The organism is Candidatus Phaeomarinobacter ectocarpi (assembly GCF_000689395.1).
Classification (GTDB): domain Bacteria; phylum Pseudomonadota; class Alphaproteobacteria; order CGMCC-115125; family CGMCC-115125; genus Pyruvatibacter; species Pyruvatibacter ectocarpi.
In genome coordinates this window covers 1,287,495-1,312,253 of sequence record NZ_HG966617.1, presented here as the reverse complement: position 1 = coordinate 1,312,253, position 24,759 = coordinate 1,287,495, and the positions used below count along the sequence as shown (strand labels likewise).

At 57.7% G+C, this 24,759-nt stretch carries 29 protein-coding genes; 18 read left to right on the top strand and 11 right to left on the bottom strand.

The window, feature by feature from the left end; translation table 11 throughout:
* Positions 1-14 precede the first annotated feature (14 nt).
* The 5 genes from BN1012_RS06185 to BN1012_RS06165 form a co-directional block, all read right to left on the bottom strand.
* Positions 15-377, bottom strand: coding sequence for a cupin domain-containing protein (locus tag BN1012_RS06185; RefSeq protein WP_043948953.1), 363 nt, complete (start codon positions 375-377; stop codon positions 15-17).
* Positions 378-388: 11 nt separating this feature from the next.
* Positions 389-1,759 carry a pyruvate dehydrogenase complex dihydrolipoamide acetyltransferase gene (locus BN1012_RS06180; RefSeq protein WP_043948952.1) on the bottom strand — a complete coding sequence of 457 codons (1,371 nt, stop codon included), beginning with the start codon at positions 1,757-1,759 and terminating at the stop codon, positions 389-391.
* 9 nt (positions 1,760-1,768) lie between these two features.
* Positions 1,769-3,181 (bottom strand): pyruvate dehydrogenase complex E1 component subunit beta, encoded by a 1,413-nt coding sequence (locus BN1012_RS06175; RefSeq protein WP_043948951.1) that lies wholly within the window; start codon positions 3,179-3,181, stop codon positions 1,769-1,771.
* A complete protein-coding gene (gene pdhA / locus BN1012_RS06170) occupies positions 3,181-4,158 on the bottom strand; it encodes a pyruvate dehydrogenase (acetyl-transferring) E1 component subunit alpha (RefSeq protein ID WP_244442977.1) in 978 nt (325 codons plus the stop codon). The genes BN1012_RS06175 and pdhA overlap by 1 nt, the downstream gene beginning before the upstream one ends.
* Positions 4,159-4,479: 321 nt before the next feature.
* Complete coding sequence (locus tag BN1012_RS06165; protein WP_197538342.1) at positions 4,480-4,836, bottom strand: FtsB family cell division protein; 357 nt, start codon at positions 4,834-4,836, stop codon at positions 4,480-4,482.
* Between the two features lie 169 nt (positions 4,837-5,005).
* On the opposite strand from BN1012_RS06165, the gene BN1012_RS06160 reads away from it, so the two are divergent.
* A complete protein-coding gene (locus BN1012_RS06160; RefSeq protein ID WP_043950712.1) occupies positions 5,006-5,488 on the top strand; it encodes a GNAT family N-acetyltransferase in 483 nt (160 codons plus the stop codon).
* 49 nt (positions 5,489-5,537) lie between these two features.
* A complete protein-coding gene (locus BN1012_RS06155) occupies positions 5,538-6,386 on the top strand; it encodes a penicillin-binding transpeptidase domain-containing protein (protein ID WP_043948950.1) in 849 nt (282 codons plus the stop codon).
* Here the strand turns inward: BN1012_RS06155 and BN1012_RS06150 are convergent.
* The gene (locus BN1012_RS06150; RefSeq protein ID WP_043948949.1) at positions 6,383-7,006 is read right to left on the bottom strand and encodes a 2-hydroxychromene-2-carboxylate isomerase; all 624 of its coding nucleotides are present in this window, start codon (positions 7,004-7,006) and stop codon (positions 6,383-6,385) included. The genes BN1012_RS06155 and BN1012_RS06150 overlap by 4 nt on opposite strands.
* Positions 7,007-7,123: 117 nt before the next feature.
* Here BN1012_RS06150 and BN1012_RS06145 point away from each other — a divergent pair, with 117 nt between their 5' ends.
* Complete coding sequence (locus BN1012_RS06145; protein ID WP_043948948.1) at positions 7,124-8,047, top strand: dienelactone hydrolase family protein; 924 nt, start codon at positions 7,124-7,126, stop codon at positions 8,045-8,047.
* A 12-nt stretch (positions 8,048-8,059) separates the two neighbouring features.
* Positions 8,060-8,608: a Rossmann-fold NAD(P)-binding domain-containing protein gene (locus BN1012_RS16735; RefSeq protein WP_052534694.1), complete on the top strand. Its 549-nt coding sequence runs from the start codon at positions 8,060-8,062 to the stop codon at positions 8,606-8,608.
* A 6-nt stretch (positions 8,609-8,614) separates the two neighbouring features.
* Here the strand turns inward: BN1012_RS16735 and eno are convergent, their stop codons facing one another.
* A complete protein-coding gene (gene eno, locus BN1012_RS06135; RefSeq protein ID WP_043948947.1) occupies positions 8,615-9,892 on the bottom strand; it encodes a phosphopyruvate hydratase in 1,278 nt (425 codons plus the stop codon).
* Between the two features lie 147 nt (positions 9,893-10,039).
* On the opposite strand from eno, the gene BN1012_RS06130 reads away from it, so the two are divergent.
* The 4 genes from BN1012_RS06130 (at position 10,040) to fbaA (ending at position 14,612) form a co-directional block, all read left to right on the top strand.
* Positions 10,040-11,188 carry a helix-turn-helix transcriptional regulator gene (locus BN1012_RS06130; protein ID WP_206778010.1) on the top strand — a complete coding sequence of 383 codons (1,149 nt, stop codon included), beginning with the start codon at positions 10,040-10,042 and terminating at the stop codon, positions 11,186-11,188.
* A gap of 106 nt (positions 11,189-11,294) precedes the next feature.
* The gene (locus BN1012_RS06125; protein ID WP_043948945.1) at positions 11,295-12,701 is read left to right on the top strand and encodes an autotransporter outer membrane beta-barrel domain-containing protein; all 1,407 of its coding nucleotides are present in this window, start codon (positions 11,295-11,297) and stop codon (positions 12,699-12,701) included.
* A 95-nt stretch (positions 12,702-12,796) separates the two neighbouring features.
* Positions 12,797-13,441: a glutathione S-transferase family protein gene (locus BN1012_RS06120; RefSeq protein WP_043948944.1), complete on the top strand. Its 645-nt coding sequence runs from the start codon at positions 12,797-12,799 to the stop codon at positions 13,439-13,441.
* Between the two features lie 112 nt (positions 13,442-13,553).
* Complete coding sequence (fbaA, locus tag BN1012_RS06115; RefSeq protein ID WP_043948943.1) at positions 13,554-14,612, top strand: class II fructose-bisphosphate aldolase; 1,059 nt, start codon at positions 13,554-13,556, stop codon at positions 14,610-14,612.
* A gap of 9 nt (positions 14,613-14,621) precedes the next feature.
* Here the strand turns inward: fbaA and BN1012_RS06110 are convergent, their stop codons facing one another.
* The 3 genes from BN1012_RS06110 to BN1012_RS06100 form a co-directional block, all read right to left on the bottom strand.
* Positions 14,622-15,359, bottom strand: a complete 738-nt coding sequence (locus BN1012_RS06110) for a class I SAM-dependent methyltransferase (protein WP_052534692.1) — start codon at positions 15,357-15,359, stop codon at positions 14,622-14,624.
* Positions 15,360-15,429: 70 nt separating this feature from the next.
* Entirely contained in the window at positions 15,430-16,155 is a 726-nt protein-coding gene (locus BN1012_RS06105) for a DUF899 domain-containing protein (RefSeq protein WP_043948942.1), read from the bottom strand.
* Between the two features lie 2 nt (positions 16,156-16,157).
* The gene (locus tag BN1012_RS06100) at positions 16,158-16,517 is read right to left on the bottom strand and encodes an ArsR/SmtB family transcription factor (protein WP_043948941.1); all 360 of its coding nucleotides are present in this window, start codon (positions 16,515-16,517) and stop codon (positions 16,158-16,160) included.
* A gap of 129 nt (positions 16,518-16,646) precedes the next feature.
* Between BN1012_RS06100 and BN1012_RS06095 the strand changes: the two genes are divergently transcribed.
* From BN1012_RS06095 to queF, 10 genes are all read left to right on the top strand, one after another.
* Positions 16,647-17,087: a DUF4442 domain-containing protein gene (locus tag BN1012_RS06095; protein ID WP_043948940.1), complete on the top strand. Its 441-nt coding sequence runs from the start codon at positions 16,647-16,649 to the stop codon at positions 17,085-17,087.
* Between the two features lie 10 nt (positions 17,088-17,097).
* The gene (locus BN1012_RS06090; RefSeq protein ID WP_043948939.1) at positions 17,098-17,700 is read left to right on the top strand and encodes a TetR/AcrR family transcriptional regulator; all 603 of its coding nucleotides are present in this window, start codon (positions 17,098-17,100) and stop codon (positions 17,698-17,700) included.
* Between the two features lie 155 nt (positions 17,701-17,855).
* On the top strand, positions 17,856-18,236 hold the full coding sequence (locus BN1012_RS16730) for a hypothetical protein (protein WP_052534689.1): 381 nt from the start codon (positions 17,856-17,858) through the stop codon (positions 18,234-18,236).
* 15 nt (positions 18,237-18,251) lie between these two features.
* Entirely contained in the window at positions 18,252-18,821 is a 570-nt protein-coding gene (locus BN1012_RS06080) for a gamma carbonic anhydrase family protein (protein ID WP_043948938.1), read from the top strand.
* A complete protein-coding gene (locus BN1012_RS06075; protein WP_043948937.1) occupies positions 18,821-19,474 on the top strand; it encodes a glutathione S-transferase family protein in 654 nt (217 codons plus the stop codon). Before BN1012_RS06080 ends, BN1012_RS06075 begins: the two co-directional genes overlap by 1 nt.
* Before the next feature lie 140 nt (positions 19,475-19,614).
* A complete protein-coding gene (locus BN1012_RS06070) occupies positions 19,615-21,222 on the top strand; it encodes an autotransporter outer membrane beta-barrel domain-containing protein (RefSeq protein ID WP_043948936.1) in 1,608 nt (535 codons plus the stop codon).
* A 78-nt stretch (positions 21,223-21,300) separates the two neighbouring features.
* Entirely contained in the window at positions 21,301-22,026 is a 726-nt protein-coding gene (queC, locus tag BN1012_RS06065; protein WP_043948935.1) for a 7-cyano-7-deazaguanine synthase QueC, read from the top strand.
* Positions 22,023-22,673, top strand: a complete 651-nt coding sequence (queE, locus tag BN1012_RS06060) for a 7-carboxy-7-deazaguanine synthase (protein ID WP_043950709.1) — start codon at positions 22,023-22,025, stop codon at positions 22,671-22,673. The genes queC and queE overlap by 4 nt, the downstream gene beginning before the upstream one ends.
* Positions 22,674-22,690: 17 nt before the next feature.
* The gene (locus BN1012_RS06055; RefSeq protein WP_043948934.1) at positions 22,691-23,071 is read left to right on the top strand and encodes a 6-pyruvoyl trahydropterin synthase family protein; all 381 of its coding nucleotides are present in this window, start codon (positions 22,691-22,693) and stop codon (positions 23,069-23,071) included.
* Entirely contained in the window at positions 23,068-23,526 is a 459-nt protein-coding gene (gene queF / locus BN1012_RS06050; protein WP_043948933.1) for a preQ(1) synthase, read from the top strand. Before BN1012_RS06055 ends, queF begins: the two co-directional genes overlap by 4 nt.
* On the opposite strand, the gene BN1012_RS06045 is transcribed toward queF, so the two are convergent.
* A complete protein-coding gene (locus BN1012_RS06045) occupies positions 23,523-24,479 on the bottom strand; it encodes a lysophospholipid acyltransferase family protein (RefSeq protein WP_145973429.1) in 957 nt (318 codons plus the stop codon). The two genes, queF and BN1012_RS06045, sit on opposite strands and share 4 nt — an antisense overlap.
* Between the last annotated feature and the right edge of the window lie 280 nt (positions 24,480-24,759).

Genomic DNA, 24,759 nt, shown 5'->3' with positions numbered 1-24,759 from the left:
GGGTGGGTGGTCCTTCAGATGCGTTCGAGGTCGGTAAGTGTTCGCGCGTCGTCTAGATCGCCGGTGTTCACCGTTGATGCCGGCTCGACCATCATCACATGCACTTCATCACTTTCGGCGACAGGGCAATGTTCCACGCCGCGCGGAACGATGATGAATTCTCCCGAGCCGACGATCTGGTCACCGTCGCGCAGTCTCATGCGCATGGTACCTTTGGTGACGAGAAAAAACTCATCCTCGTTTTCGTGGGCATGCCAGGCGAACTCACCGCGAAATTTCGCCAGCTTCACCTGCGAACCGTTAAGGTCCCCAACGATCTTTGGAGTCCAGGCTTCGTCGAACAGCTTGTGTTTGTCAGCGATATTAATCGTCTTCACAACGCTCGTTCCTACAACAGCATGGTCAGCGGGTCTTCAATCAGGATCTTGAAAGCCTGCAGAAGCTGCGCGCCCAGCGCACCGTCGATGGCCCGATGATCACACGATAACGTCACTGTCATCATGGTAGCGGATCCAAGTGTACCGTTCTTCACAACCGGCCGTTCTTCCCCGGCCCCCACCGCCATGATGGCGGACTGAGGCGGGTTAATAACCGCCGTGAAATTCTTGATGCCAAACATGCCTAGATTGGAAACGGAGAAAGAACCGCCTTCATAATCAGAGGGCTTGAGCTTCTTGTCTTTCGCACGTGCCGCGAGGTCCTTTACCTCGGCAGAAATCTGCGCCAGCCCCTTGGTGTCCGCTGCCTTGACGATCGGAGTGATAAGCCCGCCGTCGAGCGCCACGGCGACACCGATATCAGCATGCTTGTGCTTCAGCAGCGCATCGCCCGCATAGGACACGTTGCAGTCCGGCACTTTCATAAGGGCCAGAGCGGAAGCGCGGATGATGAAGTCATTCACCGACACCTTGATGCCGTCCTTCTCGCCGCGCGCGTTCAGCTCCTTGCGGACTCGCAGCAGCTCATCCAGCTCACAATCGATGGTGAGATAGTAGTGCGGGATTTCCTGCTTCGACTGGGTCAGACGCTTGGCAATGGATTTGCGCATGCCATCCAGAGGCACTTCCTCGTAGCTTCCGTCTTCGTAGTAGAGACGCGGGTCAGGCAATGAACCGACCATGCCGCCCCTGGACGAAGCCACGGCCTTCTTCGGCGCGTCTTCCTTGGCTGCCTTCATGCCCGGTGTCGCGCTTTCAACGTCTGCCTTGATGATACGGCCATGGGGGCCCGAGCCCTCGATGGCCGACAGGTCGATGCCCTTGTCAGCGGCGATGCGGCGCGCAAGCGGGCTTGCAAAAATGCGTTCACCGTCTTTTTCAGGGGCAGGCGGTGTAGCAGGGTCTGATGCCTTTGCCTTTTCATTCTTGCCACTTTCGGAGGTCGGGGTTTCATCTTCTGCCCCGCTCTCGTCCTCATCCTCTGAACTCTTACTGGTTGGTGGCACGGGGGATTGAGCAGATGGGGCCGACGGCGCAGCACCACTTGCATCAAAACCCTCAAGCGCGCTGTCGTCTTCTCCCTCTTCGAGGATGACGGCGATCGGCTTGTTGATCTCGACACCTTCCGTGCCTTCATCAATCAGGATTTTTGCGAGAGTCCCCTCGTCCACCGCTTCCACTTCCATGGTCGCCTTGTCGGTTTCGATTTCGGCGATCACGTCGCCGGAAGCCACACTGTCCCCTTCCTTCACCAGCCATTTGGCGAGGGTTCCCTCCTCCATGGTGGGCGATAATGCGGGCATGAGAATGGGTATGGGCATGGGGCGCTCTTACTTGTACGTGACGGTTTTCACCGCCTCGACCACTTCTGCGGCGCTTGGCAACGCCAGTTTTTCAAGATTGGCGGCATAAGGCATGGGCACGTCCTTACCGGCCACTCGCATAACCGGTGCATCGAGATAGTCAAACGCGTCCTGCATCAGGATCGCGGATATCTCTGAGCCGATGCCGCAGATGCTCCAGCCTTCTTCAACGGTCACGCAGCGGTTGGTTTTTTTCACGCTGTCGATCACCGCCTGCTTGTCCAGCGGGCGGATGGTGCGCAGGTCAATGACCTCAGCGTTGATGCCTGCCTCTTCAAGTTCGGGCAGCGCATCCATTACATAGGTCAGGCTGTGGGAGTGGGAGACGATGGTGACGTCCGTCCCCTCCTTCAGCACTTTCGCCTTGCCGATGGGCACGATCCAGTCGTCCGTGTCCGGTACATCGAAGGACTTGCCATACATCACTTCGTTTTCAAGGAAGATAACCGGGTTTGGGTCGCGGATTGCCGCCTTGAGCAGGCCCTTGGCGTCCGCTGCCGAATAAGGCGCGATGACCACCAGGCCGGGAATGTGCGCGTACCAGGCCGCGTAATCCTGGCTGTGCTGGGCGGCAACGCGGGCAGCCGCGCCGTTGGGTCCGCGGAACACAATGGGGCAACCGATTTGCCCCCCAGCCATATAGCGGGTCTTGGCGGCGGAGTTGATGATTTGGTCGATCGCCTGCATGGCAAAGTTGAAGGTCATGAATTCAACGATCGGCCGCAGATCGGCAAAGGCCGCGCCGACGCCGATCCCTGCAAAGCCGTGCTCGGTGATCGGCGTATCGATCACCCGCCGAGCACCGAATTCTTCCAGCAGCCCCTGGGTCACCTTGTAGGCGCCTTGATACTCGGCCACTTCCTCACCCATCACGAACACGCGGTCGTCCGCGCGCATCTCTTCAGCCATGGCATCGCGCAAGGCTTCACGCACGGTAATGGATTTGAGTTCGACACCGTCGGGCACTTCGGGTTCTGTTAAGTTGGCAACCACCTGCGCGGCGGCATCATCGCCAGCTCCATCGTCGGACTTGGCGTCCAATTTTGCCTCAGTGCGGCTGTCCAACTGCTTGGACGGCTCCGCGTCGGCCTTCTTGGTGTCTGCAGGCGCGGCGCTGTCAATGTCACCCTCGTCTTCGCCCTCTTCCAGCAACACTGCGATCACATCATTGACCGGCACTTCTTCTGTGCCTTCCGCCACGACGATCTTGCCGATGACGCCTTCGTCGACGGCTTCCACCTCCATGGTTGCCTTGTCAGTTTCGATCTCGGCGATGACATCGCCGGCCTCGACGCTGTCGCCTTCCTTGACCAGCCATTTGGCCAGGGTGCCTTCTTCCATGGTGGGCGACAGGGCGGGCATGGTGATGTTTGTCGGCATCAGTTTGCTCCTCCTTCCAGAGGCGCATAGATGTCTGTCCACAGTTCCTTGGGATCGGGTTCCGGGCTTTCCTGCGCAAACTCAGCAGCGGCTGAGACAGTGTCCTTGATCTCACGGTCGATCTTCTTGAGGTCGTCTTCGCTTGCCCAGTCTGCGTCCAGAATGCGCTTGCGCACGAGGTCAATCGGGTCATGGTCGGTGCGCATCTTTTGCACTTCATCCTTCGAGCGATACTTCGCCGGGTCGGACATTGAGTGGCCGCGATAGCGATAGGTCTTCATTTCGAGGATCACCGGCCCATTACCCTCCCGGCACCATTGGGCGGCCCTTGATGCAGCCTCGCGCACCTTCGCTACGTCCATGCCGTCCACTTCTTCACCGGGAATGTTGAAGGACCGGCCGCGCTTATGGAGGTGGGTTTCGGCTGCGGCGCGCTTGAGCGAGGTGCCCATGGCGTAGCCGTTGTTTTCAATCACATAGATCACCGGCAGTTTCCAAAGCTCGGCCATGTTGAAGGCCTCGTAGACCTGCCCCTGGTTGGATGCCCCTTCACCGAAGAACGTCGCGGACACCTTGCCGTCATCTCGATAGGCATTGGCGAAGGCAAGCCCGGTCCCAATCGGCACCTGCGCGCCGACAATGCCGTGGCCGCCATAAAAGGCCTTCTCGGTGGAGAACATGTGCATAGAGCCGCCCTTGCCGCGCGAATAGCCGCCCTCGCGGCCGGTCAGCTCGGCCATTACGCCCTTGGGGTCCATGTTCTTGGCCAGCATGTGCCCGTGATCGCGGTAGGATGTGATGATCTGGTCGCCATCCTTCAACGCCAGTTCGACACCGGTCACCACCGCTTCCTGGCCGATATAGAGGTGACAGAATCCACCAATAAGACCCATGCCGTACATCTGGCCGGCGCGTTCTTCAAAACGGCGGATCAGCAGCATGTCGCGGTAGGCCTGAAGGGTCTCTTCCTTCGACATCTCTGATTTGGCGCGCTTGACCTTGTCCCACTCTCCCTGAGAAATATCCTGTCGCTCCCCTTCCTTCTCAGCGACGGATTTTGACGCGTTTTTCTTCGGGGCGATTTTTTTCGCCGTGCTGCGCGCAGCCATCTAGGACTCCCTCGTGCCAAATTATGGCGAATGACGTGATCTGGTCAGACTCTACCGTGCCAGGGCTTAATTCGCGATGCACTCATGCGCACAAAAGCGTCGAATGCACCGGGCTACGGGTTACAAAATTGTGAGAACCGGCTCGAATTCGTAATCGGGTCGGAACTGCCTGATAACGGGCAAAACTGACTACTCGTCAACAAAAACCGTCAACTCGTCAGGGTGCGCAAAACCGAGGGCCGCTCGGGCGCGCTCATCCAGCAAATCCGGGTCCAGGCTTTCTGGACGCAAAAGCGCCACATCGCGTTCAAGGTCACGTCTGATCTGCTGGGCCGAGAGGACCTTTTGAGACAACTCCTGGCGCACCTCGCGTATCTCAGCGAGCCGCAACAGGCCGTTGTCGCCATGGATTGCGTGGTAGGCGAAGTAACCCATGATGCACAGGCAGGCCACAGGCACGATTGCCCGTCCCAAACGCGACCGCAGGCCATCACGTTCCGCTGAGTAACGTCCGCCGTAATGTGTCGTGCGAATCGTGTTGTGCATCTTCATGCACTTAGGGAATCACAAAAATGATTCTCATGGCAACCCCATAAAAGTCAGTAACTTAGAGCGAGTCGCTGGATTTTTGATTCCAGCTTTTCATGAGCAAGTTAGGCCATGTGATAGAGGTCTTTACAGAGTACACACGCCACAGACTCGAGATCCTTTCATGCTGACCATACGCCCTGCCATCAATGCGGACTCCGATGCGATCTGGGGCATGCTGGAGCCGGTCATCCGGGCAGGCGAAACCTATGCCCTGCCCCGAGATCTCAGTCGAGAGGATGCCCTCACCTACTGGCTAGCACCGGACAAACACACATTTGTTGCGCTTGAAGACCGCACAGCGCTGGGCACCTACTTCATGAAGGCGAACCAGATGGGCGGCGGGTCCCATGTGGCCAACTGCGGCTATGTCACGTCAGTTGATGCGCGGGGGCGCGGTATAGCCGCCGCCATGTGCGAACACTCTCAGGATGAGGCTCGTCGCCAGAGCTTCACCGCAATGCAATTCAATCTTGTGGTCGCAACGAACACGGGGGCCGTCGCTCTGTGGCAGAGATTGGGCTTTGAAATCGTGGGAACGCTCCCCGGCGCCTTTGCGCATCCGACACTTGGCCATGTTGATGCCCACATCATGTTCAAAACTCTCTAAATCAGACGGCCCCGTCCGCCCTTTCCTGATTTGTATTGAGTTTTTGATCATGTATTCGCGTCCCACCTTTTTTGTAGCGTTGATGGTTGCTGTCATGCCCCTTGGTTCCGCTGTTGCCCAAACCGATATCCAAGCCGCCTGCACCCTTATTGCCCGATCCGACACCGGCGAAACCCTGGTTGAAGAAGGTAACTGCGACAGCCGCGCGACACCTGCATCCACGTTCAAGTTGCCCTTGGCTGTCATCGGTTTTGACACCCGCGCGCTCACATCATCGGAGACGCCCTCTGTTGACTTCGACCCGGACAAGCATGTCGCCTGGATTGATACCTGGAAGGCCACAGCGACTCCCAGAACATGGTTGCGGGATTCAGTCGTCTGGTACTCGTGGGAAGTGACCCGCCCATTGGGCCTTGAAGGCATTGCGCCTTATCTGGAACGCTTCAAATACGGCAACCAGGACATGAGCGGGACTGCAGGAGAAGACAATGGGATTACCCATGCATGGCTCAGCTCGTCGCTCTCCATTTCCCCTCGGGAGCAGATTGCATTTCTCAGCAAACTCATGATGCGTTCGCTGCCTGTCAAAGTTGCGTCCCAGGAACTGGCCATTGAGACTACTGCCTCTTATGGCTTTGGCGAAGATCAGACCGTCAAAGGCAAGACGGGGAGTGGTTTTGCCCGCGATGCCGATGGGACCGTCATGCGTGACCGACAGATCGGTTGGTTCGTTGGCTGGACGAATGATTGGCCCAAGGGCGACAACGTGCCTGAGGATACACCCTTGGTCTTTGCGAGGCTCATCCGTGACGACGGCCCCACCGAAGGCTACGCAAGTATCCGTGCCCGCGACAGCCTACTTGCAGATTTGCCGCGCTATCTGGGCACGGCCAACTAGACGTTGGCTGCAAGCCACTCCTCCAAGAGCACCAACCGGTCATTGCCAAACCACAGATGGCCTTCGCAAACGAACGTGGGCGCGCCGAACACCCCTGCAGCAATGCCGCTTTCAATGTGGCTTGTGTGCAGGACTTCGGTTTGAGGTGACGTGAGGGCATCTGAAAAAGTGCTAGCGTCCAGCCCCATCGCCACAGCGATCTCAACAAGCTCGATATCGGTCAATGATCGGCGTTCACTCTGGAACATCGCCGCAAAAATAGCCTTCGACATGGCTTCGGCTTTGCCAAGTGTGGCTCCGGCGACCGCTGCCAACGAGAACTGACGGCGATCACCTTCCAGACGCCCATCAATCTCTATGAACGGAATGCCATAGTGCCTTGCCCACCGCGCCACATCGCGCAAACGATATCCAACATCATAGGCACCTGACGGCGGCGCAGACGCGAAGGGGTTTTGCCCTTGCTTGTTCATCAGGTCGGGCGTGAAAAGCGGCTTCCACACGAATGTGGCACCGGTTCTCTCGGCGATGCCGTCAAGTTGCGTATGCGCCAGATAGGAATAGCGGCTGGAAAGCCCGAAATAGAAATCGACTGTTTTGCCATCGGGTTTAGCAGTCATGTCACTCTCCCTCCCTTGCGGCACATGGCCTGATCATCCCATTGTGTGACCAACAACAACAGAAGAACACTGTCGGCAGGGCAAAGCAGCCGTGCGGACCGATTGGGGGACAAAGCCATGGTTGAACTCACACGCGATCCACGCACGGACCGGGGCGAACGCATTCCATATACGAGCAGCGACGCCTTTGAATTCACGCAGATACTGGATGGCTCCGCAAAACCCCAGGATATTTTCGGTGACCTGGAATTACCAAAAGGCGATGGCCCGTTCCCCTGTGTCGTGATGTGCCATGGATCTTACGGGTGGCGATCACACCATTTGGATTATGCCGACATGTTTCATGAGATGGGGATTGCCACCTTCCGACCGCACTCATTTGAAGCGCGCGGCACGCTGGAAGTCTCAACCACCCAGATCGACGTGACCATGGCAATGATGATCTGCGATGCTTATGCCGCGCTGGCTTTGCTCGCCGACAACCCAAAGATTGACTCAAAGCGGGTCGGTATCGCTGGCTGGAGCCTTGGCGGCGGCATGGCCACATATGCTGCCTGGCTGCCGATTGCTGAAAAGCTCAGTGTGAATGGCCAACGCTTTGCGGCACACATGCCGGTCTATCCGGCAACACATATCAAAGTTGAGGACAATCGCTGGTCCGATGCGCCCATGTGCACATTGATGGGTGAAGCAGAGGACTACACACCCGCCGCGCCAGCTGTTGAATTGACCGATGATATCAACGCCCATGGCGGCAATGCTGAAATCATTCTGTACCCGGAGAGCTACCACTCGTTCGACAGCACAGACGAATTGACATTCCTTCCGGATGTTATCGCACTGCCGCCCACGCGGAACATCACCGTCACAGCAGATGGCCGAATGATGACCGACAAGGGTGTGGATGTTTCAAGCCGCGAAGCGCGCATTGAAGGATTTGCCACCATGACAAAAAGAGGCGCGCATATTGGCGGCAACCCGGCAATGCGTGAGAAGGCATTTGCGGATGCGAAGGCCTTCATGACGCGCACGCTTCTCTAAGGAAACAGGCACATGTCGCTTCTCCTCATCGGCACCTCCGGCATGCTGAAATCTGCGGCGCAACAAATCGCTAAGGACACGCCGGGAGATGTCGTCGTTTTGTCGAGACGCGCGAGTAGCTTTTCTTTTGACGATGCAGGGCTGCATAGTCGGACCCAAGCCTATGATATCGACTGGGCGGACGGTCCTGCTTTCCTGTCCACACTTGATGAAGTAGCGGCAGCACACGGCCCCTTTGCGGCCTCACTGATCTGGATGCATGGGCGTGACGAGCCGCTGCGGTCGCATATCGCACACCAGATGGCGGCAGACGGAACACTGGTTGAGGTTCTGGGCTCTGCAGCCTCCCGTCCGAGCGCGTTAGGAGAGGTTCGAGTCCGGCATATGCAGGGCCTGCCGCATATACGTTACCGGCAGGTACTTCTTGGATTTGTTCACGAGGACGGCCAATCTCGCTGGCTGACCCATGAGGAAATTTGCGCAGGCGCGCTTCAAGCGTTCGCCTCGGACGACACTGTTACGATCGCAGGCCAGGTCGAGCCCTGGAACCTGCGACCATAAACTTCATTAGCCCTTCAAGATCGACGTGCCGGCATATTCTGCGGCAGGCCCAAGTTCTTCGGCAATGCGGATGAGCTGATTGTACTTTGCCGTCCGGTCAGAGCGGGCAAGCGAGCCTGTTTTGATCTGACCGCAATTTGTCGCCACCGCAAGATCGGCAATCGTTGCATCTTCTGTTTCACCTGAGCGGTGAGACATCACATTTGTGTAAGATGCCTTGTGTGCCATCTCTACCGTTTCAAGTGTCTCCGTCAGCGAACCAATCTGGTTCACCTTGACGAGAATTGAATTGGCAACACCCTTGGCAATGCCATCCGACAGACGTGCGGTATTCGTGACGAACAAATCATCACCCACCAGTTGCACCTTGTCGCCGATCTTGTCCGTCAGCGCTTTCCAGCCGTCCCAATCATCTTCCGCCATGGCATCTTCTATGGAGATGATCGGGAAGCGGCCCACGAGGTCCGCCCAGTAATCAACCATGCCACCGGCATCCAGCGTCTTGCCTTCTCCAGCCAGCACGTAGTTGCCGTCCTTGAAAAACTCGGTTGAAGCCGCGTCGATAGCCAGGTGAATGTCATCACCCGGCTTGTAGCCGGCTGCTTCAACAGCCTTCATGACAAAACTCAGGGCGTCTTCAGTCGAAGCCAGGTTTGGTGCAAAGCCGCCCTCGTCGCCTACATTGGTGTTGTGCCCTGCATCCTTCAGGCCCTTCTTGAGCTGGTGGAAAACCTCCGAGCCCATGCGCACTGCGTCAGCAATCGTGGGTGCAGACACCGGCATGATCATGAATTCCTGAATGTCGATCGGGTTGTCCGCGTGCTCACCGCCATTGACGATGTTCATCATTGGCACCGGAAGAACGCGTGCAGCCGGACCGCCGACATATTTATAGAGCGGCAAGCCGCAAGACTGGGCCGAGGCCTTCGCCAGCGCCAGAGACACGCCGAGAATGGCGTTGGCACCCAGACGAGATTTGTTGGGTGTGCCGTCGAGGTCGCACATCATGCGATCCAGCAGGATCTGGTCTTCAGAATCCATGCCGGCAATCGCGTCAAAAATCTCGGTGTTGACGTTCTCGACAGCCTGCAACACGCCTTTGCCGCCATAACGCTTTGCATTCCCATCGCGCAGTTCGGCAGCTTCATGAGCACCGGTGGATGCACCGGACGGCACAGCGGCGCGACCGGAGGCCCCATCTTCCAGCACCACATCCACTTCGACGGTGGGGTTGCCGCGGCTATCAAGAATTTCGCGGGCAGTGATGTCGATGATCGCAGCCATTTTGGCGCTCCTTGCGGTCTTGTCAGACGGAATATGAATCGGCAGAAACTTTGCCGGTGTGCCGCTAAATGTCGGGCGGCGTCTTAATAGCGAACCTGATGGCAGGGGGAAAGGTCTGACAGTCGCAAGATTGACACCTTCCAGTTTTTGGCCACACCATCGCTCATGGGTCAGTCCGATGTACTTCTTGATGTATTGCAAGAGACCTACGGCGCAGCGGTTGATCCATCGCGTTGGGCCTTTGCGCTTGGCAAATTGGGGTCAGCGCTCGGCGGCATGGGCACTGTCGTCGAAATTCACAATAAGGCGACCGGTGAATTGGGTTCGCTCGACTCAGGTTTAATGGGTCCAACAGCAAGCAAACGCTACGAAGACAGGTTTTTCAGGCTTAACCCTCGTGTGCGCTACTCAAGCCGGGCACCGGAAAGTGCGATCTTTCATGACAACTCTATCGGGGCTGCTGAGGTTCTGAATCTGGACCCGTACTATAATGAGTTTCTTGCACCGGCCGGCCTTCGCTATTTCCTATCCGCCAACCTCGTCCAGACACCCGACATGCGCATTACCGCTGCCGTGCAGCGCACGCGACTACAGGGTCATGTGGGCGATCCCGAAATCGCGGTCATGACTGCGCTGCTTCCGCATTTGCAGCAGGCCATACAACTGCACCTGACTTTCATGCAGGCGCTGGCACATGCAGACAGTCTTGGTGCCGCGCTGTCAGACATGCCAACAGCCATCTTCTTGCTTTCGCGATCCGGCGACGTGCGATTTGCAAATGACGCAGGCATTGCCCTCAAGAACCTGCAGGACCTGTTTGAACACGCAAGCCGGCAGTTGGTGCTGAAAGATGTGTCTCACCGCGCGGCCTTCAATCGCGCACTCCAAAACGCTTTGCAGACGACGGATGGCGTAATCGGTCAGTCTGCACAGGCGCTCAAAATAGCTCGTGAGAGTGGCGCTCACCTGACCATACGTGTCGCACCAGTTACCATGCCGGAAACGCCGCTGGCACTGGTGGCAAAGGATGCCGCGATCATGGTGACCATAACCGGGAACCAGAGCCCAACGACCGCAACATTGCAGGACGTCGCTCAGGCAATGTTTGGGCTGACACCGCGTGAAGCTTCATTGGCTGTCGGCCTTGCCACCGGGCTTTCGACGGCAAATCTTGCTGAAAAGCACGCCATAAGCATTAACACGGTGCGGTGGCACTTGGCCTCCGTGCGCGACAAGCTCGGCGTTCGTAGCCAGAAGGATATTGTGCGCACCATTTTGGCCCTGCCGACCTCCTGAAACGCCCGAATATGCCATCGCCCCATCCATACGGATGGGGACCGGCAGGTTGCACCGGACCTAACGTTAGCGCGTATTTTCGCACGCGTTACCCGGGGGAGTTCCCATGCGCAATGCTGTTTCATCAGCCGCCATTCTTGTCAGCCTGATCGCGTTCACCGCCCAGGCTGCCAGCGAGGAACCCTTTCAGATTCCAGGTACTTACATACAAAGTACCAACGCCGAGACCGCCCGACGTATCTCCTGGATCATCGCTGACCTAGACTCGGCAATAGCCGCATGTGACCGTGGCGCATACGATCAGGCCTTGGCCAAGGCGGACGAGCTGAAGGTTCTTCTGGCAGATGCCTACGAGAACGTTCGGGAGCCGCTGAGACGTAGCTATCTGAGAAGTAACGATCCGTTTTGGAAGGACCTAAGGCCGTTAGACGAATCTGAGGCCGCTGCTGAACGGGAGGTATCCGTTCCCGATTACGGCGATGTACGGAGTCGTAGCAGTGACCCCCAGGGTGATATTGCTTTGGATATCTCTATCATCGATCAAGTGGTAGAAACGCGCCCCTTCCCGCAGACCTGTGAAACGCCGCCGCGCCCGTCCCTCGCTATCGTTGATGTTGGCGTCACACTTGGGCGCGTCAGTTACAAGGTCGGCGGCCTGTTGGGGACGGAGACCCTGGCTGGTGCCCGCACTCTCAATGTCGTGAAACCGGATGAAGACGGCACAGTCTATGGCGCAAGCGGCAGCGCTGCGTACATGTTTGCGTTGTCTGAATTTCTGAATGCTTTTGTAGCTGGTGGATATTTTGGCAGCAGCGCATCCATCGAGAGTACGCTGCCGGATTTTGATCCCGCCGGCGACCGTTTGCTGATTGTCGGCACCGGCGATCCCAACAGCGCCAACAGGTCCGGCTTTTCGCTCAATAGTTTTGGTGGTTTGAACCGTGTGACGAATGTCATGTCGTCTTCTCACCTGGAGTGGGACGGGGCATGGGTCAAAGGCGGGCTCGATATGCCGTGCGAATGCCTTGGGCTTACAGTCCGGCCTTTTGCTGGTGTCGCCTTTACACGCTCACGGCTGGAACAGTATCAGTCGGGCAACATCCCCGGTTTTGGACGGACGTTCAGATACGACACCCACGTCAAGACCAACACTGTCAGCCCTTTGTTCGGGGTGGATCTTTCAAAGAGTATCCATCCAATGATAGCGCTGAATTTGTCCGCACTGGGTAGTGTGGACGTCATCGACGCCAAAGGAAGCGATACCCTCAATTTTACAGGCTTCAACCCGCAAAGCGTTTCGCTCAGTGAAAACGACACAAGCTTTGGCTGGCGACTGGGAACGGGTGTCACACTCACGGAGCCCAACACCAACATGTCGCTCAGCTTTTCGGCCACTTACCAGCATAGCAAAACCGCAGCTGTGACGGAGCGGACCGGATTGATGCCGACGCATATCAGGTTCGATGATGCGAAATTCCTCACCGGCTCTGCCAATCTGCGCCTGACGTTCTGACCGGCGATCACAGACGGACACTTTTGGTGGCTGGGCAGCGGGCTTCAAGATATGCCACAAAGCATGATTGCTAACATCCTGCTCTGGAATCCGCCATGTCACCCTCAAAAGCAAAAATCCGCCTGTGGGGCCGCACCAACTCAATCAATGTCCAAAAGGTGGTCTGGACGCTCGAAGAGCTGAATATCCCTTATGAGCGTATTGAGGCCGGCGGCACGCATGGCATCACCGACACTCCGGAGTACGAAGCTCTCAACCCCAACCGGTTGGTGCCGGTCATCAAGGATGGCGACACCACCATCTGGGAATCAAACACCATCATTCGATATCTTTTTGCGACACACGCCCCGGACAGTGGGACGGGCCTGCACTATCCCGGCGATGCGCGGGTCCGTGCGGTGGAAGAACAATGGATGGACTGGCAGGCGACAGATTTCTGGCCTGAAATGCGGCCGATCTTCCACGGATTGATCCGTAAATCCCCAGATGTCACGGATGAGATGATTGCCAAGTCGACAGAGAAAGTGGAATTCAAGCTTTCGGTTTTGAATTCACAGCTTGATGTCTCCCCGTTTGTGGCCGGAAAGCGCTTCTCCATGGCCGATATTCCCGTCGGGCTGACTGTCGCGCGCTGGTACAAACTGCCAGTGAATCACAAGCGCCATGAACATATTGAAAGCTGGTTTGGGGTGTTACGCGCCCGCACGGCCTTCAGGTCCGTGGACCTTCCCCTCACTTGACCGTTTCCCGGTTCGCTCGGTGACACTTTAGAGTCATTGCAGACTCTCCCGGAAGCCAGTATCAAAGCGGCCAACACGCATTCAACACCCAGAACATAGGTAGATATTCCAGATGTCTGTGAAGCCCGGCGTCGTCAGCGGCGAAGACTACAAAACGCTCCTCAAAGCCTGCAAAGACGGCAAGTACGCGCTCCCCGCCGTCAATGTCGTGAATTCAAATACCGCAAACGCGGTGCTGGAAGCAGCAGCGAAGAACAAGTCGGACGTCATCATTCAGGCTTCAAATGGCGGCGCGCAATTCTATGCCGGCAAAGGGTTTCCGGACGGGGACGAAGGCAAGGTGCTTGGTGCAGTCGCGTTGGCCAAGCATGTCCACATGTTGGCAGAGCACTACGGCGTCTGTGTCGTGCTGCACACGGACCACGCCAACAAAAAGCTCATTCCCTGGGTAGAGAAACTGCTGGACCACGGCGAAGCCTTCTACAAGGAAACCGGCAAGCCGCTTTACACCTCACACATGCTCGATCTGTCTGAAGAGCCCATCGAAGAAAACATTTCCGAGAGCGCCCGTATCCTCAAGCGCATGGTGCCGCTGGATATGAGCATCGAAATCGAACTCGGCGTGACCGGTGGTGAGGAAGACGGCGTCGGCTCGGACGAGATCGACAACGACAAGCTCTACACCCAGCCCGAAGACGTGCTCTACGCGCACAATATCCTGTCGCCCATCGGGCACTATTCGCTGGCGGCCTCGTTCGGCAACGTCCATGGCGTCTACAAGCCGGGCAATGTGCAGCTTCGCCCGGAAATCCTGAAGAACTCTCAGGCGCTGGTGAAGGAACGCTACCAGACCGGCGACAACCCGCTGGACCTGGTATTCCACGGCGGCTCGGGCTCAGAAAAATCCAAGATCGCGGAAGCGCTGGAATATGGCGTGTTCAAGATGAACATCGACACAGACACCCAGTTTGCGCAGTCACAGGCGGTCGGCGCCTATGTGGACGCCCATGCCCGCGCCTTCAAATACCAGATCGATCCGGACGACGGCACACCTTACAAGAAGCAGTACGACCCGCGGATGTGGCTGCGTGAAGCTGAAGTCAGCATGGTCAAGCGCCTCGACGAGGCCTTCGCGGACCTGCAGTCCACCGGCAAGTCCATTGCCGCCTAGAATTGGCCGCTAGACCGCCGGTTTCTCATAGACCGAGACATGCATCCTGCTGTCCGCCGTGAATGGTTCCTTGTTCCAGCCACCCCAGCGGTCACGCAACTTCAGACCCGCCAGTTGTGCCATCAGGTCCATCTCCGGCGGGAAGGCGTAGCGCATCGGCAAGGGCACTAACCGCGTGCCTGCGTCCGAAAAATGGATACGCTGGAATTCGAATGTCTGGCGCACAGGGTCGTGAACCCCGGCTTCGATGACAACGAAGCCCCGGCCGAGCTTGCGCGTCGAGACCCGCTGGTGGTCCTTGAAGGCACTCAGGTCGGGAACAAAGGTTTCGACCAGGAAGGTGCCGCCCGACTTCAACCGTTTTGCGGTGTTCATAAAGCAGCGGATCTGTGCGTCCTGAGACGGCAGGTTGAAAAGGGTATTGAAGACGAGGCAGACATGATCGTAGGTGCCATCGATTTCTACGTCCGCGAAATCCCCGATCACCACATCAATCCGATCACCGCCGGGCTTTTCACGCAGCTTGTCGACCATGAGTGGCGAGCCTTCGATGCCGGCAACCTCAAAGCCCTTGTTGAGCAGCGGTAGCGCGATGCGCCCCGTGCCTATTGCGAGTTCCAGGATCCTGCCGGAGCGCGCCACCTCGGCGATCCGCTCAACGGAAATCTCGGTCGTGCCGGGATCATGAAAAACGTCATATCCCTCGGCGTTCAACTCGCCGAATGTCTCCGGCCCAAAATCCTTCATCACGGCCTCCTTGCACGCCGGGTTTTACCCCCGCGTTTAGGATGAGGCCAGACCATGGGAGGAAAAACGACTACCCGCAGCAGTCGTCGCCCTTGGGACCCGCATCCTCATACTCATCATGCAGTCGCACCCAGCTCATGGTGCCCTCTTCGTTGCGGCCCTTGGGCACAAGATCAAGGAACGAGAACGCGCCGATGAAAGCTTCGTCTCCACGAGCATAGGTTGAATAGGTGTGGAATACATCGCCGGCTGCGTCCTTGGCGAAGACGCTGGTGCCGTGCACATCTTCGTCGAGATAGCCGGTGGTGCCGAAATTGTAGAGCGGCTTGCCCTCGGCGATCTGCTCAGGCGTGAACGATACGCCGAAATCGTAGTTGAAGCTGGTGCCGCCGGAGGACACCCATGGAAAATCCCAGCCCATGCGCGCGCGGGCTGCTTCTATCTGTTCAATGGGCGCGCGCGATATTGCAACGAAACTCAGGTCAGCATTTTTGAAATGCATGCTTGCACCGGGAACGTGATCCGCCATCAACGAACAGCCAGGGCAGATGTGATCCTTGCCAGGTGTCAGCATGAAGTGCTGCACGAGTAGCTGGCTGCGCCCGTCAAACAGGTCTGCCAGCGTCACCGGGCCCGACGTGGATTGAAACACGTACGGTGTCTCGACTTTTACCCATGGCAGCGCGCGTCGTTGTGCGGCAACCTCGTCGCGCAGGTGTGTTACCTCGCGTTCCTTCGCCAGCAGGGCCTTCCGGGCGTCGAGCCATTCGTCTCGAGATACGATATTGGGCTGCATGGTCAGTCCTCCTTGTTGGTAGATGCTTGCAGACCATCCAGGTAGGATTCCAGACGGTCCAATCGACCTTCCCAAAGTGCTTTTTGCTCCACGATCCAGTCTTGAGCGGTTGAAAGGGCTTGCGGCTCCATTTCACAAGTCCGGACCCTGCCCTGCTTTTGTGTGCTCACCAGTCCTGAACCTTCAAGCACCTTGAGGTGCTGCATGAAGGACGGCAGAGCCATCTCAAAAGGCTGCGCCAGTTCGCTGACACTGGCAGGGCCGGTACTCAGACGGGCCAGCACAGCGCGGCGGGTTGAATCAGACAGCGCGTGAAACACGCCATCCAGCGACGGATCGGTCTGTATCTGTTGGTTAGGCATATGCCTAAGTTAAGAGCGCTGACGGCTCGGCGCAAGAACAATTAGCAAATTGCCTAAGTTTTTTTGACCTTGACCAACAACGCACACGCCGCATATGCATCCACTGGATGTTTTAAAGGAGAGTCAGCCATGGACATGTTTCAGGTCATCAAGGACGGGTTCAACGTGCCCTTCGCCACTCATACCGGTGTCGAGATCACGGAGGTTGCCGACGGGCAAGGCACCGCCCGGATGCCGCAGACAGAAACCAGTATCAATCACATTGGTAGTCAACATGCAGGTGCGCTGTTTACGCTCGGCGAAGCAGCTTCGGGTGCGGCCATGGCTGGTGCTTTTGCGCCTGTCATCCTCGAGGTTCGCCCCATCGCGGGTAAGGCAGAGATCGCCTATACCAAGGTTGCCAAGGGGATGATCACTGCCCACTCAAGGACCCTGCTGCCGAGTACCGAACTTCTCGAGAAACTGAATACGGACGGTAAAGTGGCATTCGATGTCGCCGTAGACCTCACAAATACGGATGGTGACCAGGTGGCACAGATGACGGTCGCGTGGCACGTCAAAAAGACCTAAACAGGCAGGCATGCCCGCTCCTTCCAAGCCCACCGGATCCACTCCCAAGTCAGCGACTGCAGACACAGCTGCGAAACGCAAGACCTATCGCCATGGCAATGTGGCGGCGGAAGCGCTTGCTGCCGCGGTAACGCGGGTTGAAGCTGGCGGCTCTGCCAAGCTGAGCCTTCGGCAGGTTGCAGGTGACATCGGCATTGCCCACCGGTCTCTCTACAATCACTTCCAGGATCGTGACGCCCTGCTTGTTGCTGTCGGTGCGTTTGGGTTCGGCGCACTGGCTGATGCTGTGGCAAAGACCAAAACACCCCGGGACTATGTCAAAGCCTATGCTGATTTCGCCGTTGCGCGGCCGCATCTCTATGAAGTGATGATGGCACAGCGGAATGCATCGATGTTTGCGGGCAATGCTCTGGGCACGCAAGTGCAGCGGCTTATTGGTCTCTCGCTGGCAATGTTTGGCGATGAGCACGCCTCAAGCGATGACAACCGCCGTGCCGTGATGCGCATCTGGATGCTGCTGCATGGAGGGGTTTCCCTGCACCTCAATGGCGCGCTTGAACCGCGTAGCGATGACGCCTTTATCGCTGAACTGCTGAAAATTGCAGGTCTCTAGCGTTCAATCCGTCACGGCATGCTTACCTACGACGTCATATGGAGAGGTTGTGCCGCTTTGGCTCTGACCGTTTCAGCTGCATTGGCACCGGCGCGGCATAAAACACCGCTGGATGATCCAGCTAGTGCCGCGCCCAAGCAGAAGGACACTCTACAATGGCCCGTACTCTCCTATTTATCCTTGCCGGATACGCCATCATCATCTCAGGCTATATCTGGTTCCTGCCGCAGATGTTTTATGACAATACGCCCGGCGTTGCGATGATGGGGCCGTTCTCCTTGCATTTCATGCGCGATGTATCTCTTGCCTACCTGGCCGGGGGATTGATCCTTCTGTGGGGTGCCCTGCGCCATGACCAGAGACTGGCATTGGCAGGTGGCTTGTGGTTCGCGTTTCACGCACTCTATCATTTCGGCATCTTCATCAACCGTGGCCTGCCGTTTGACATCATTACGGCATCAGACTTTGCTGGCGTCATCGTTCCCGCCACTCTGGCGATCTGGGCTGCCCGACAGCTCAGTCCTCAAACAACCTGAACAGAGATAGTCCGCATGCCACATATTGGTTCCAGCGTCACACTTGATGATCCAGCCTATATCCACGACACCGTCACCCTTTACGGCAAAGTCCACATAGGCTCCGGTGCCAGCATCTGGCCGCAGGTTGTGATGCGGGCGGAGATGTTTGAAATCCGGATCGGTGCCCGCACCAACATCCAGGATTTTGTCATGGTGCATGTGGGCAATGGGACGCCGACCATTGTAGGCGAGGACTGCTCCATTACGCATCATGCGACACTGCATGGCTGCGAGATCGGCGACAGATGTCTTATCGGCATTAATGCCACGATCATGGACGGAGCAAAAATCGGTGCCAACTCCATCGTCGCCGGGCACACCATTGTGCGCGAAGGCCAGGAGTTTCCGGACAACTCGATCATTGCCGGTGTCCCGGCCAAACAAGTGGGCACCCGCGACAATGGTGAGGCCAATCTGTTCAATGCGCGTTTCTACCACCAAAATGCGTTGAACTACGCCCAAGGCATCGACCGCATGAGCGACGACGATATAAGGCTCGTTGCAAGTACCGCCCCCATCGGACCCGCCGTGGCAGCAGACTGATGCTGAAGATCTACGTCGCCCAGATTTCGACCTATGGCCGCATTGTCGCGACCGTTGCCGAAGAAGCCGGACTTGCCTACGAGACCATTCCCACGGACTCAAAGGCCCCTGAGCACCGCGCACGCCACCCGTTCATGAAGACGCCCGCCGTCGAAATCACTGACAACGGGCAGACGATCGCGATGTATGAGAGCGCTGCGATCTGCCCGTACATCGATGACGTCTACAATGAGGGTCGGTTGCAGCCGTCCGATCCACTGGAGCGTGCCCGCATGCGGCAATGGATGGCGGTGACGGACCATTATGTGTTTCCGCTGACCGAGGAACGTCTGGTTCTCCCGCGCATCGTCGTGCCGATGATGGGGCGCGAACCGCGCGAAGACCTGATCCGCGATGCTCTGCCCGCCATTCAGTATTACCTGCAGGTGGTGGAAGACCGACTGCGGGAGGCCCCCTACCTCGCCGGGGGCAGTTTCTCGCTGGCAGACATCTTCATGTATTGCACCATGGTTGCCGTCTCGCTCACGCCGGAAGGCAAAGCCATGCTGTCGCAAATGCCGGGGCAGCAGCGGTGGATGCAAGCTTGCGGCATTCAACCCTGTCTGGAAGCAACACGCTGGCCAATGGAATCGGGCCAGGCAGCCGAGATCTAAAGCTGAAGCATCTCAAGCAGGCCCGCCCCAAACAGCGTTAACCAAAAGTAAATCTCATCCGAGACGCCGCCGCTCTGTCGCGCTCCAATAGGGACTGACGTGGCCCCGCAGAACTTGGGGAAGGGGCCGGGGGGCTGTGCGTGACGTTTTTGACGACTGTGCTGCGCGTATGGGCAGCCGCAGCAAGTGCTGTGGCTGGTTTTCTGGTGCTTGTGACCGCCCCACCTGCCTATGCAAACACCACTTTTGCAGACTGCGCGGCCCTCGACGGCCACGTTTTCGTCCGAGCGTCCAATTCAGCCATCATTTCAGAAAACAATACGATCACCACGCTCAACGACGGCGACGTGATCTCTTTCACTGTCGTATACAGTTCCGGTGCCAACGGAACCGTAACAGGCACCATCGATATCGACGGGGCGACAATATTCTCCGAGACGCTCACATTTGGTGGCGGGGGTCTGGCGTTGGGTGTCTTTTTCACACGCAATGTCTCGTATGATCCCCCCGGGGACGGGACCAACGTTCCACTTGTTTTCACCACACTCCCCTTTTCTTCGGCAGAAGGCACTTTGCGTATCTTGGCCTCCTGCACACCGGGCGCTGCGTCATCAGTACCTACGCAACCGGCAAGCGTGGCGGCCGCGGCGACGAAGACATTTGCCATAGAGCGCGCGCGGCGAATTCTGGAGGAACGTCCGGATCGCCCCCGCTATATCCGCAAACGGCTGCAAGCCCTGTGGGGGGATGACGCGGACACGTCGCAAACTGCGGACACGCTGACCCGCGCGGCCAATGGGCAGCAAAGCCGGGCAACGCCTCCGTCACCCATCAACACGCAGCAGCCGTTCCAGGTTGCCTCCACGAATGATGGGTCTTCGCTTGCGGGCATGTCCGCGCGTGACGCGACGCTCCGAGCGTATTCCTACCGGTCTGATGACGTGACGGAAGGCTGTGGTGCGGATGACGCTGGCGCATCGCGCCTGAGCTGCGTCGATGTCTGGACGGAGGGGCACTACACCCGCTTCACGGACCGTGGCGACCGGGACGGCCATTTTGCGGTAGTATATGCTGGCGCGGACATTCATCTCACACCATGGATCATCGCCGGGTTGATGGGACAGGTCGACTGGATGGTGGATGACATCAACAGTGCCAACACACGCGTAGAAGGTATCGGCTGGATGGCCGGTCCATATCTGTCCGCGCGCCTGACGCCGGAACTGTTCGTAGACGTTCGCGCGGCCTGGGGGCTGTCAGACACGGACGTCAACGCCGCCGGCGTCACCGGCAATGTCTCGACGGAACGGTGGCTGGTCACAGGTCAACTGTCCGGCAATTTCCACGCAGGGTCTTATCGCATCACACCGGAAGTCTCAGTTGAGTACATCCGGGAAAAGCTCGATGCCTACACCGTGTCCTCCGGCGCACAGATCGCAGCCCAGACTGTCAGCATCGGCCGACTGAGGGCCGGTCCTGAAATCGCGCGGATTTTTGACATTGGCAATGGTGCCACGCTCGAGCCACGGGTTGCCGTGGCGGCGATTTGGGATTTCAACCCGGCGGACAGCGTGACGCTTGGCGGCGTCCGCTATGGCGATGACGAGCTGCGTGCGGTTGTCGAAGCGGGGACGATCCTCAAAACCGAAAGTGGCATCAACTTCGCCATTTCGGGCAAATATGAAGGTCTGGGTGTCGCGGGCTTTGATGCCTATGGCGGTTATCTGTGGATCAACATACCTATCTAGGCATCCAACCGGCCCGAGGCATATCGGCCTTGTTCACAAGACCTTGACGGCCACGCCTTGCCGCGCTTCAAACTGCCCATGACCAATGCTTCATCCTCACTCGGCAAAACCGGCGCGCTTGTCCTCTTTTCCGGCGGCCAGGACTCCACAACAACGCTCGCCTGGGCGCTGGACCGCTATGCTCAGGTAGAAACCATCGGCTTTGACTATGGGCAGCGTCACGTCATCGAGCTTGAACAGCGCGAAGTGGTTCTCGACAAGATCCGCGCCGCCTACCCGGACTGGGCGGCCAAGCTCGGCGACGACCACATGCTGGACCTCACGGATTTGGGCCGCATCTCGGAAACATCGCTTACCCGTGACGCGGAAATCGCTTTCACGGAAGAAGGCCTGCCGTCGACCTTCGTGCCCGGCCGCAATCTCCTATTCTTCACCTATGCCGCTGCCATCGCCTTCAGGCGCGGTTTGACGGTGCTGGTGGGCGGCATGTGCGAAACGGACTATTCCGGCTATCCGGACTGCCGCGACACGACCCTCAAGTCGCTTCAGGCGTCTCTCAATCTGGGCATGGACCGCGCCTTCGTGATCGAGACGCCCTTGATGTGGATCGACAAGGCGCAGACGTGGGCGATGGCGCACGCACTGGGCGGCGATACGCTGACGCACATCATCCGCGACGACACCCACACCTGCTATCTGGGCGACCGTCAAACGTCCCATCCGTGGGGCAAGGGTTGCGGCACCTGCCCGGCGTGCGAGTTGCGCGCCGCGGGCTGGGATACATGGAAGGCACATATCCTGTGACCTACTCCGTCAAAGAGATGTTCCCGACCCTCCAAGGCGAAGGCGGCCAGGCTGGGCGTGCGGCTGTCTTCTTGCGGTTCGCTGGCTGCAATCTGTGGACAGGCCGCGAAGAAGACCGGGCCGATGCCGTCTGCACCTTCTGCGACACGGAATTTGTCGGCACGGATGGCGACGGCGGTGGCAAGTTTTCAACACCAGATGATCTAGCAGCCGCCGTCACGTCCAAATGGCAGGGCGGCCCTGCGGGGCGCTTGGTGGTATGTACGGGTGGCGAGCCGTTGCTACAGCTTGATGGTCCGCTGATCGACGCCCTTCACACAGCTGGATTTGAAATCGCTGTTGAAACGAATGGCACACTAGAAGCACCTGAAGGCAAGACCGGCGGCATCGACTGGATTTGCGTCAGCCCTAAGGCCAATGCGCCTCTGGTTCTTACCTCCGGCCAGGAACTCAAACTGGTCTACCCCCAATCTGAGGCGGAAGCTCAGCCGGAACGCTTTGAAACTCATGATTTTCAGCACTTTTATCTGCAACCGATGGATAGCCCCGCCCGCGATAAAAACACGCAACTTGCGGTTTCCTATTGCCTTTCACACCCCAAATGGCGTTTGTCCCTGCAGTCACACAAATACATCGGCATTCCGTAAGGCCTGATTTCTCCGCCATGCGCATTACAAAACAATTCACCTTCGACGCGGCTCACTTTCTGCCGCATGCAGAAGAGGGACACCCCAACCGGCGTCTGCATGGTCACTCGTTCCGCGTGATTGTTGCTCTGGATGGCATGCCCGCCGAAGACACCGGCCTGATCCGAGATTTTGGCGAAGTTGAAAATATCCTGGGCCAGGCACAAGAAGAACTGGACCATCGGTTTCTCAATGAGATCGAGGGGCTTGAGGCGCCGACACTGGAAAACATCACGCTTTGGCTCTGGACGCGCCTGGCAGCACCGCTACCTGAGCTGGCGCGCATCGAGATACACCGCGACAGTTGTGGGGAAGCCTGCATCTATGAAGGCTCACGACACGGGAAACAGAAATCATGAGTGATGTACCCGGCGCTACGCAGCTTGGCCAACAAACCGCCCTTCCTGCATCTCCAGAGGAGGCAGACCTCGAACGCGTGGCCAACCCCCATCCAGGTACGGACTATGTGGCCCGGTTTACAGCACCCGAGTTCACTTCCCTTTGCCCCGTCACCGGCCAACCGGATTTTGCGCACATCGTCATCGACTATGTGCCTGGCGAATGGCTGGTCGAGAGCAAGTCGCTGAAACTGTATCTAGGCAGTTTTCGAAATCATGGTGCATTTCACGAAGACTGCACTATTGCCATTGCCAAGCGTTTGGCCGATTTGCTGAAGCCTAAATGGTTGCGGATCGGTGGATATTGGTATCCACGCGGCGGCATCCCGATTGATGTTTTCTGGCAAACAGGTGATGTGCCGCAGGGCGTCTGGCTGCCGGATCAGGGTGTGCCTGCCTATCGTGGGCGCGGTTAGCGCTGACGGGCCAATCGTTTGGCCTTAAGCTTTTCCCCGATGGTCAGGCCGCTGTACGTCCCTTGGGGCATGGGCGCTGATCCAAGGGCATATGTGCGTTGGCGCAACTCTTCGGCAAACTCGTGACGATCCGTCAGATGCGCAAGCTCAGCATATCGGATAGGCCGACCGATACGAACCGGCACACGGCTGCCAATGCTCTCCCGAACTTCGCGAAAGAGGAGAGACAGCCGCAGTGTGCGACTGAAGTGGCTGGCAACCTGAAACAGCCTGCCGTTCTGACCTTCAAAAAAGACTGGTACGACGGTGGCCTTCGACCGCTGCACGAGTTGAGCTGTAAAGGGCTGCCATACGGGATCAACTGCGCGGCCGAATGGTCGCGGGGACGTTGAAACGGTGCCGCCGGGAAATACGATAATCGTGCCTCCGGCCTTTAGCAGATCACGGGATATTTTCCGGGTACGGATGTTCGTTGCCAGGGCTTCAGGTGTTTCATCGAAATCAACCGGCAACAAATAGCCCTCAATTTCCGGTGCTTGATTCAGAACTGCGTTGGTCAGAATCTTGAATTCGCCGCGCACCATCGATGCAAGATGGCTGACCACAAGTCCATCAATAACGCCGAAGGGATGATTGGCAACGACGACCAAAGGGCCGTCTTTGGGCACCTCGTGCAAGCGGGCCATATCGAAATCCACCCGCAGTTTCAGGTAGCGAATAGCCGCCGCAAAAAAGGTCTCGCCCTCAACCGGATTCGCTCGATTGTCGAGATACATGCGTTTGAGACGCGGTTGGCCGGTCAGGCGCTCGATCAACTTGATGATGATCTGCTTGAGGCGCGGATCATCCGGCGAGGCATAGGAAAAAGTTGGTTCCGGCATTGGCTGCCGTGTATCAAACTCGTGACCTAGTTGCGGGTTCACATTCATGAAGCCGACACCCCTAACCTGCACGAGCGACTGCCCGCTTAAGTTGCTCCCCTTGGACGCAGGATTAGTGATTTGCGGCGTCAGGGCAATACCCACATTGCGTCACAAAAACGTCGCTATCTGGGCTACGATTTCGGCGCTGGTGCCCGATATCTGGTCGCATGGTCCAACAGGGCACCTACACCCTCTTCAACGATCAGCGGATCGAATCAGCCGCGCACATTCAAAAGTGCATATGGTTTTGTGTGAATGCCCCGCTCAGCCAAGGTCCTGCAAACGAGCCCGGCAGCGGTTTCGTATTCGG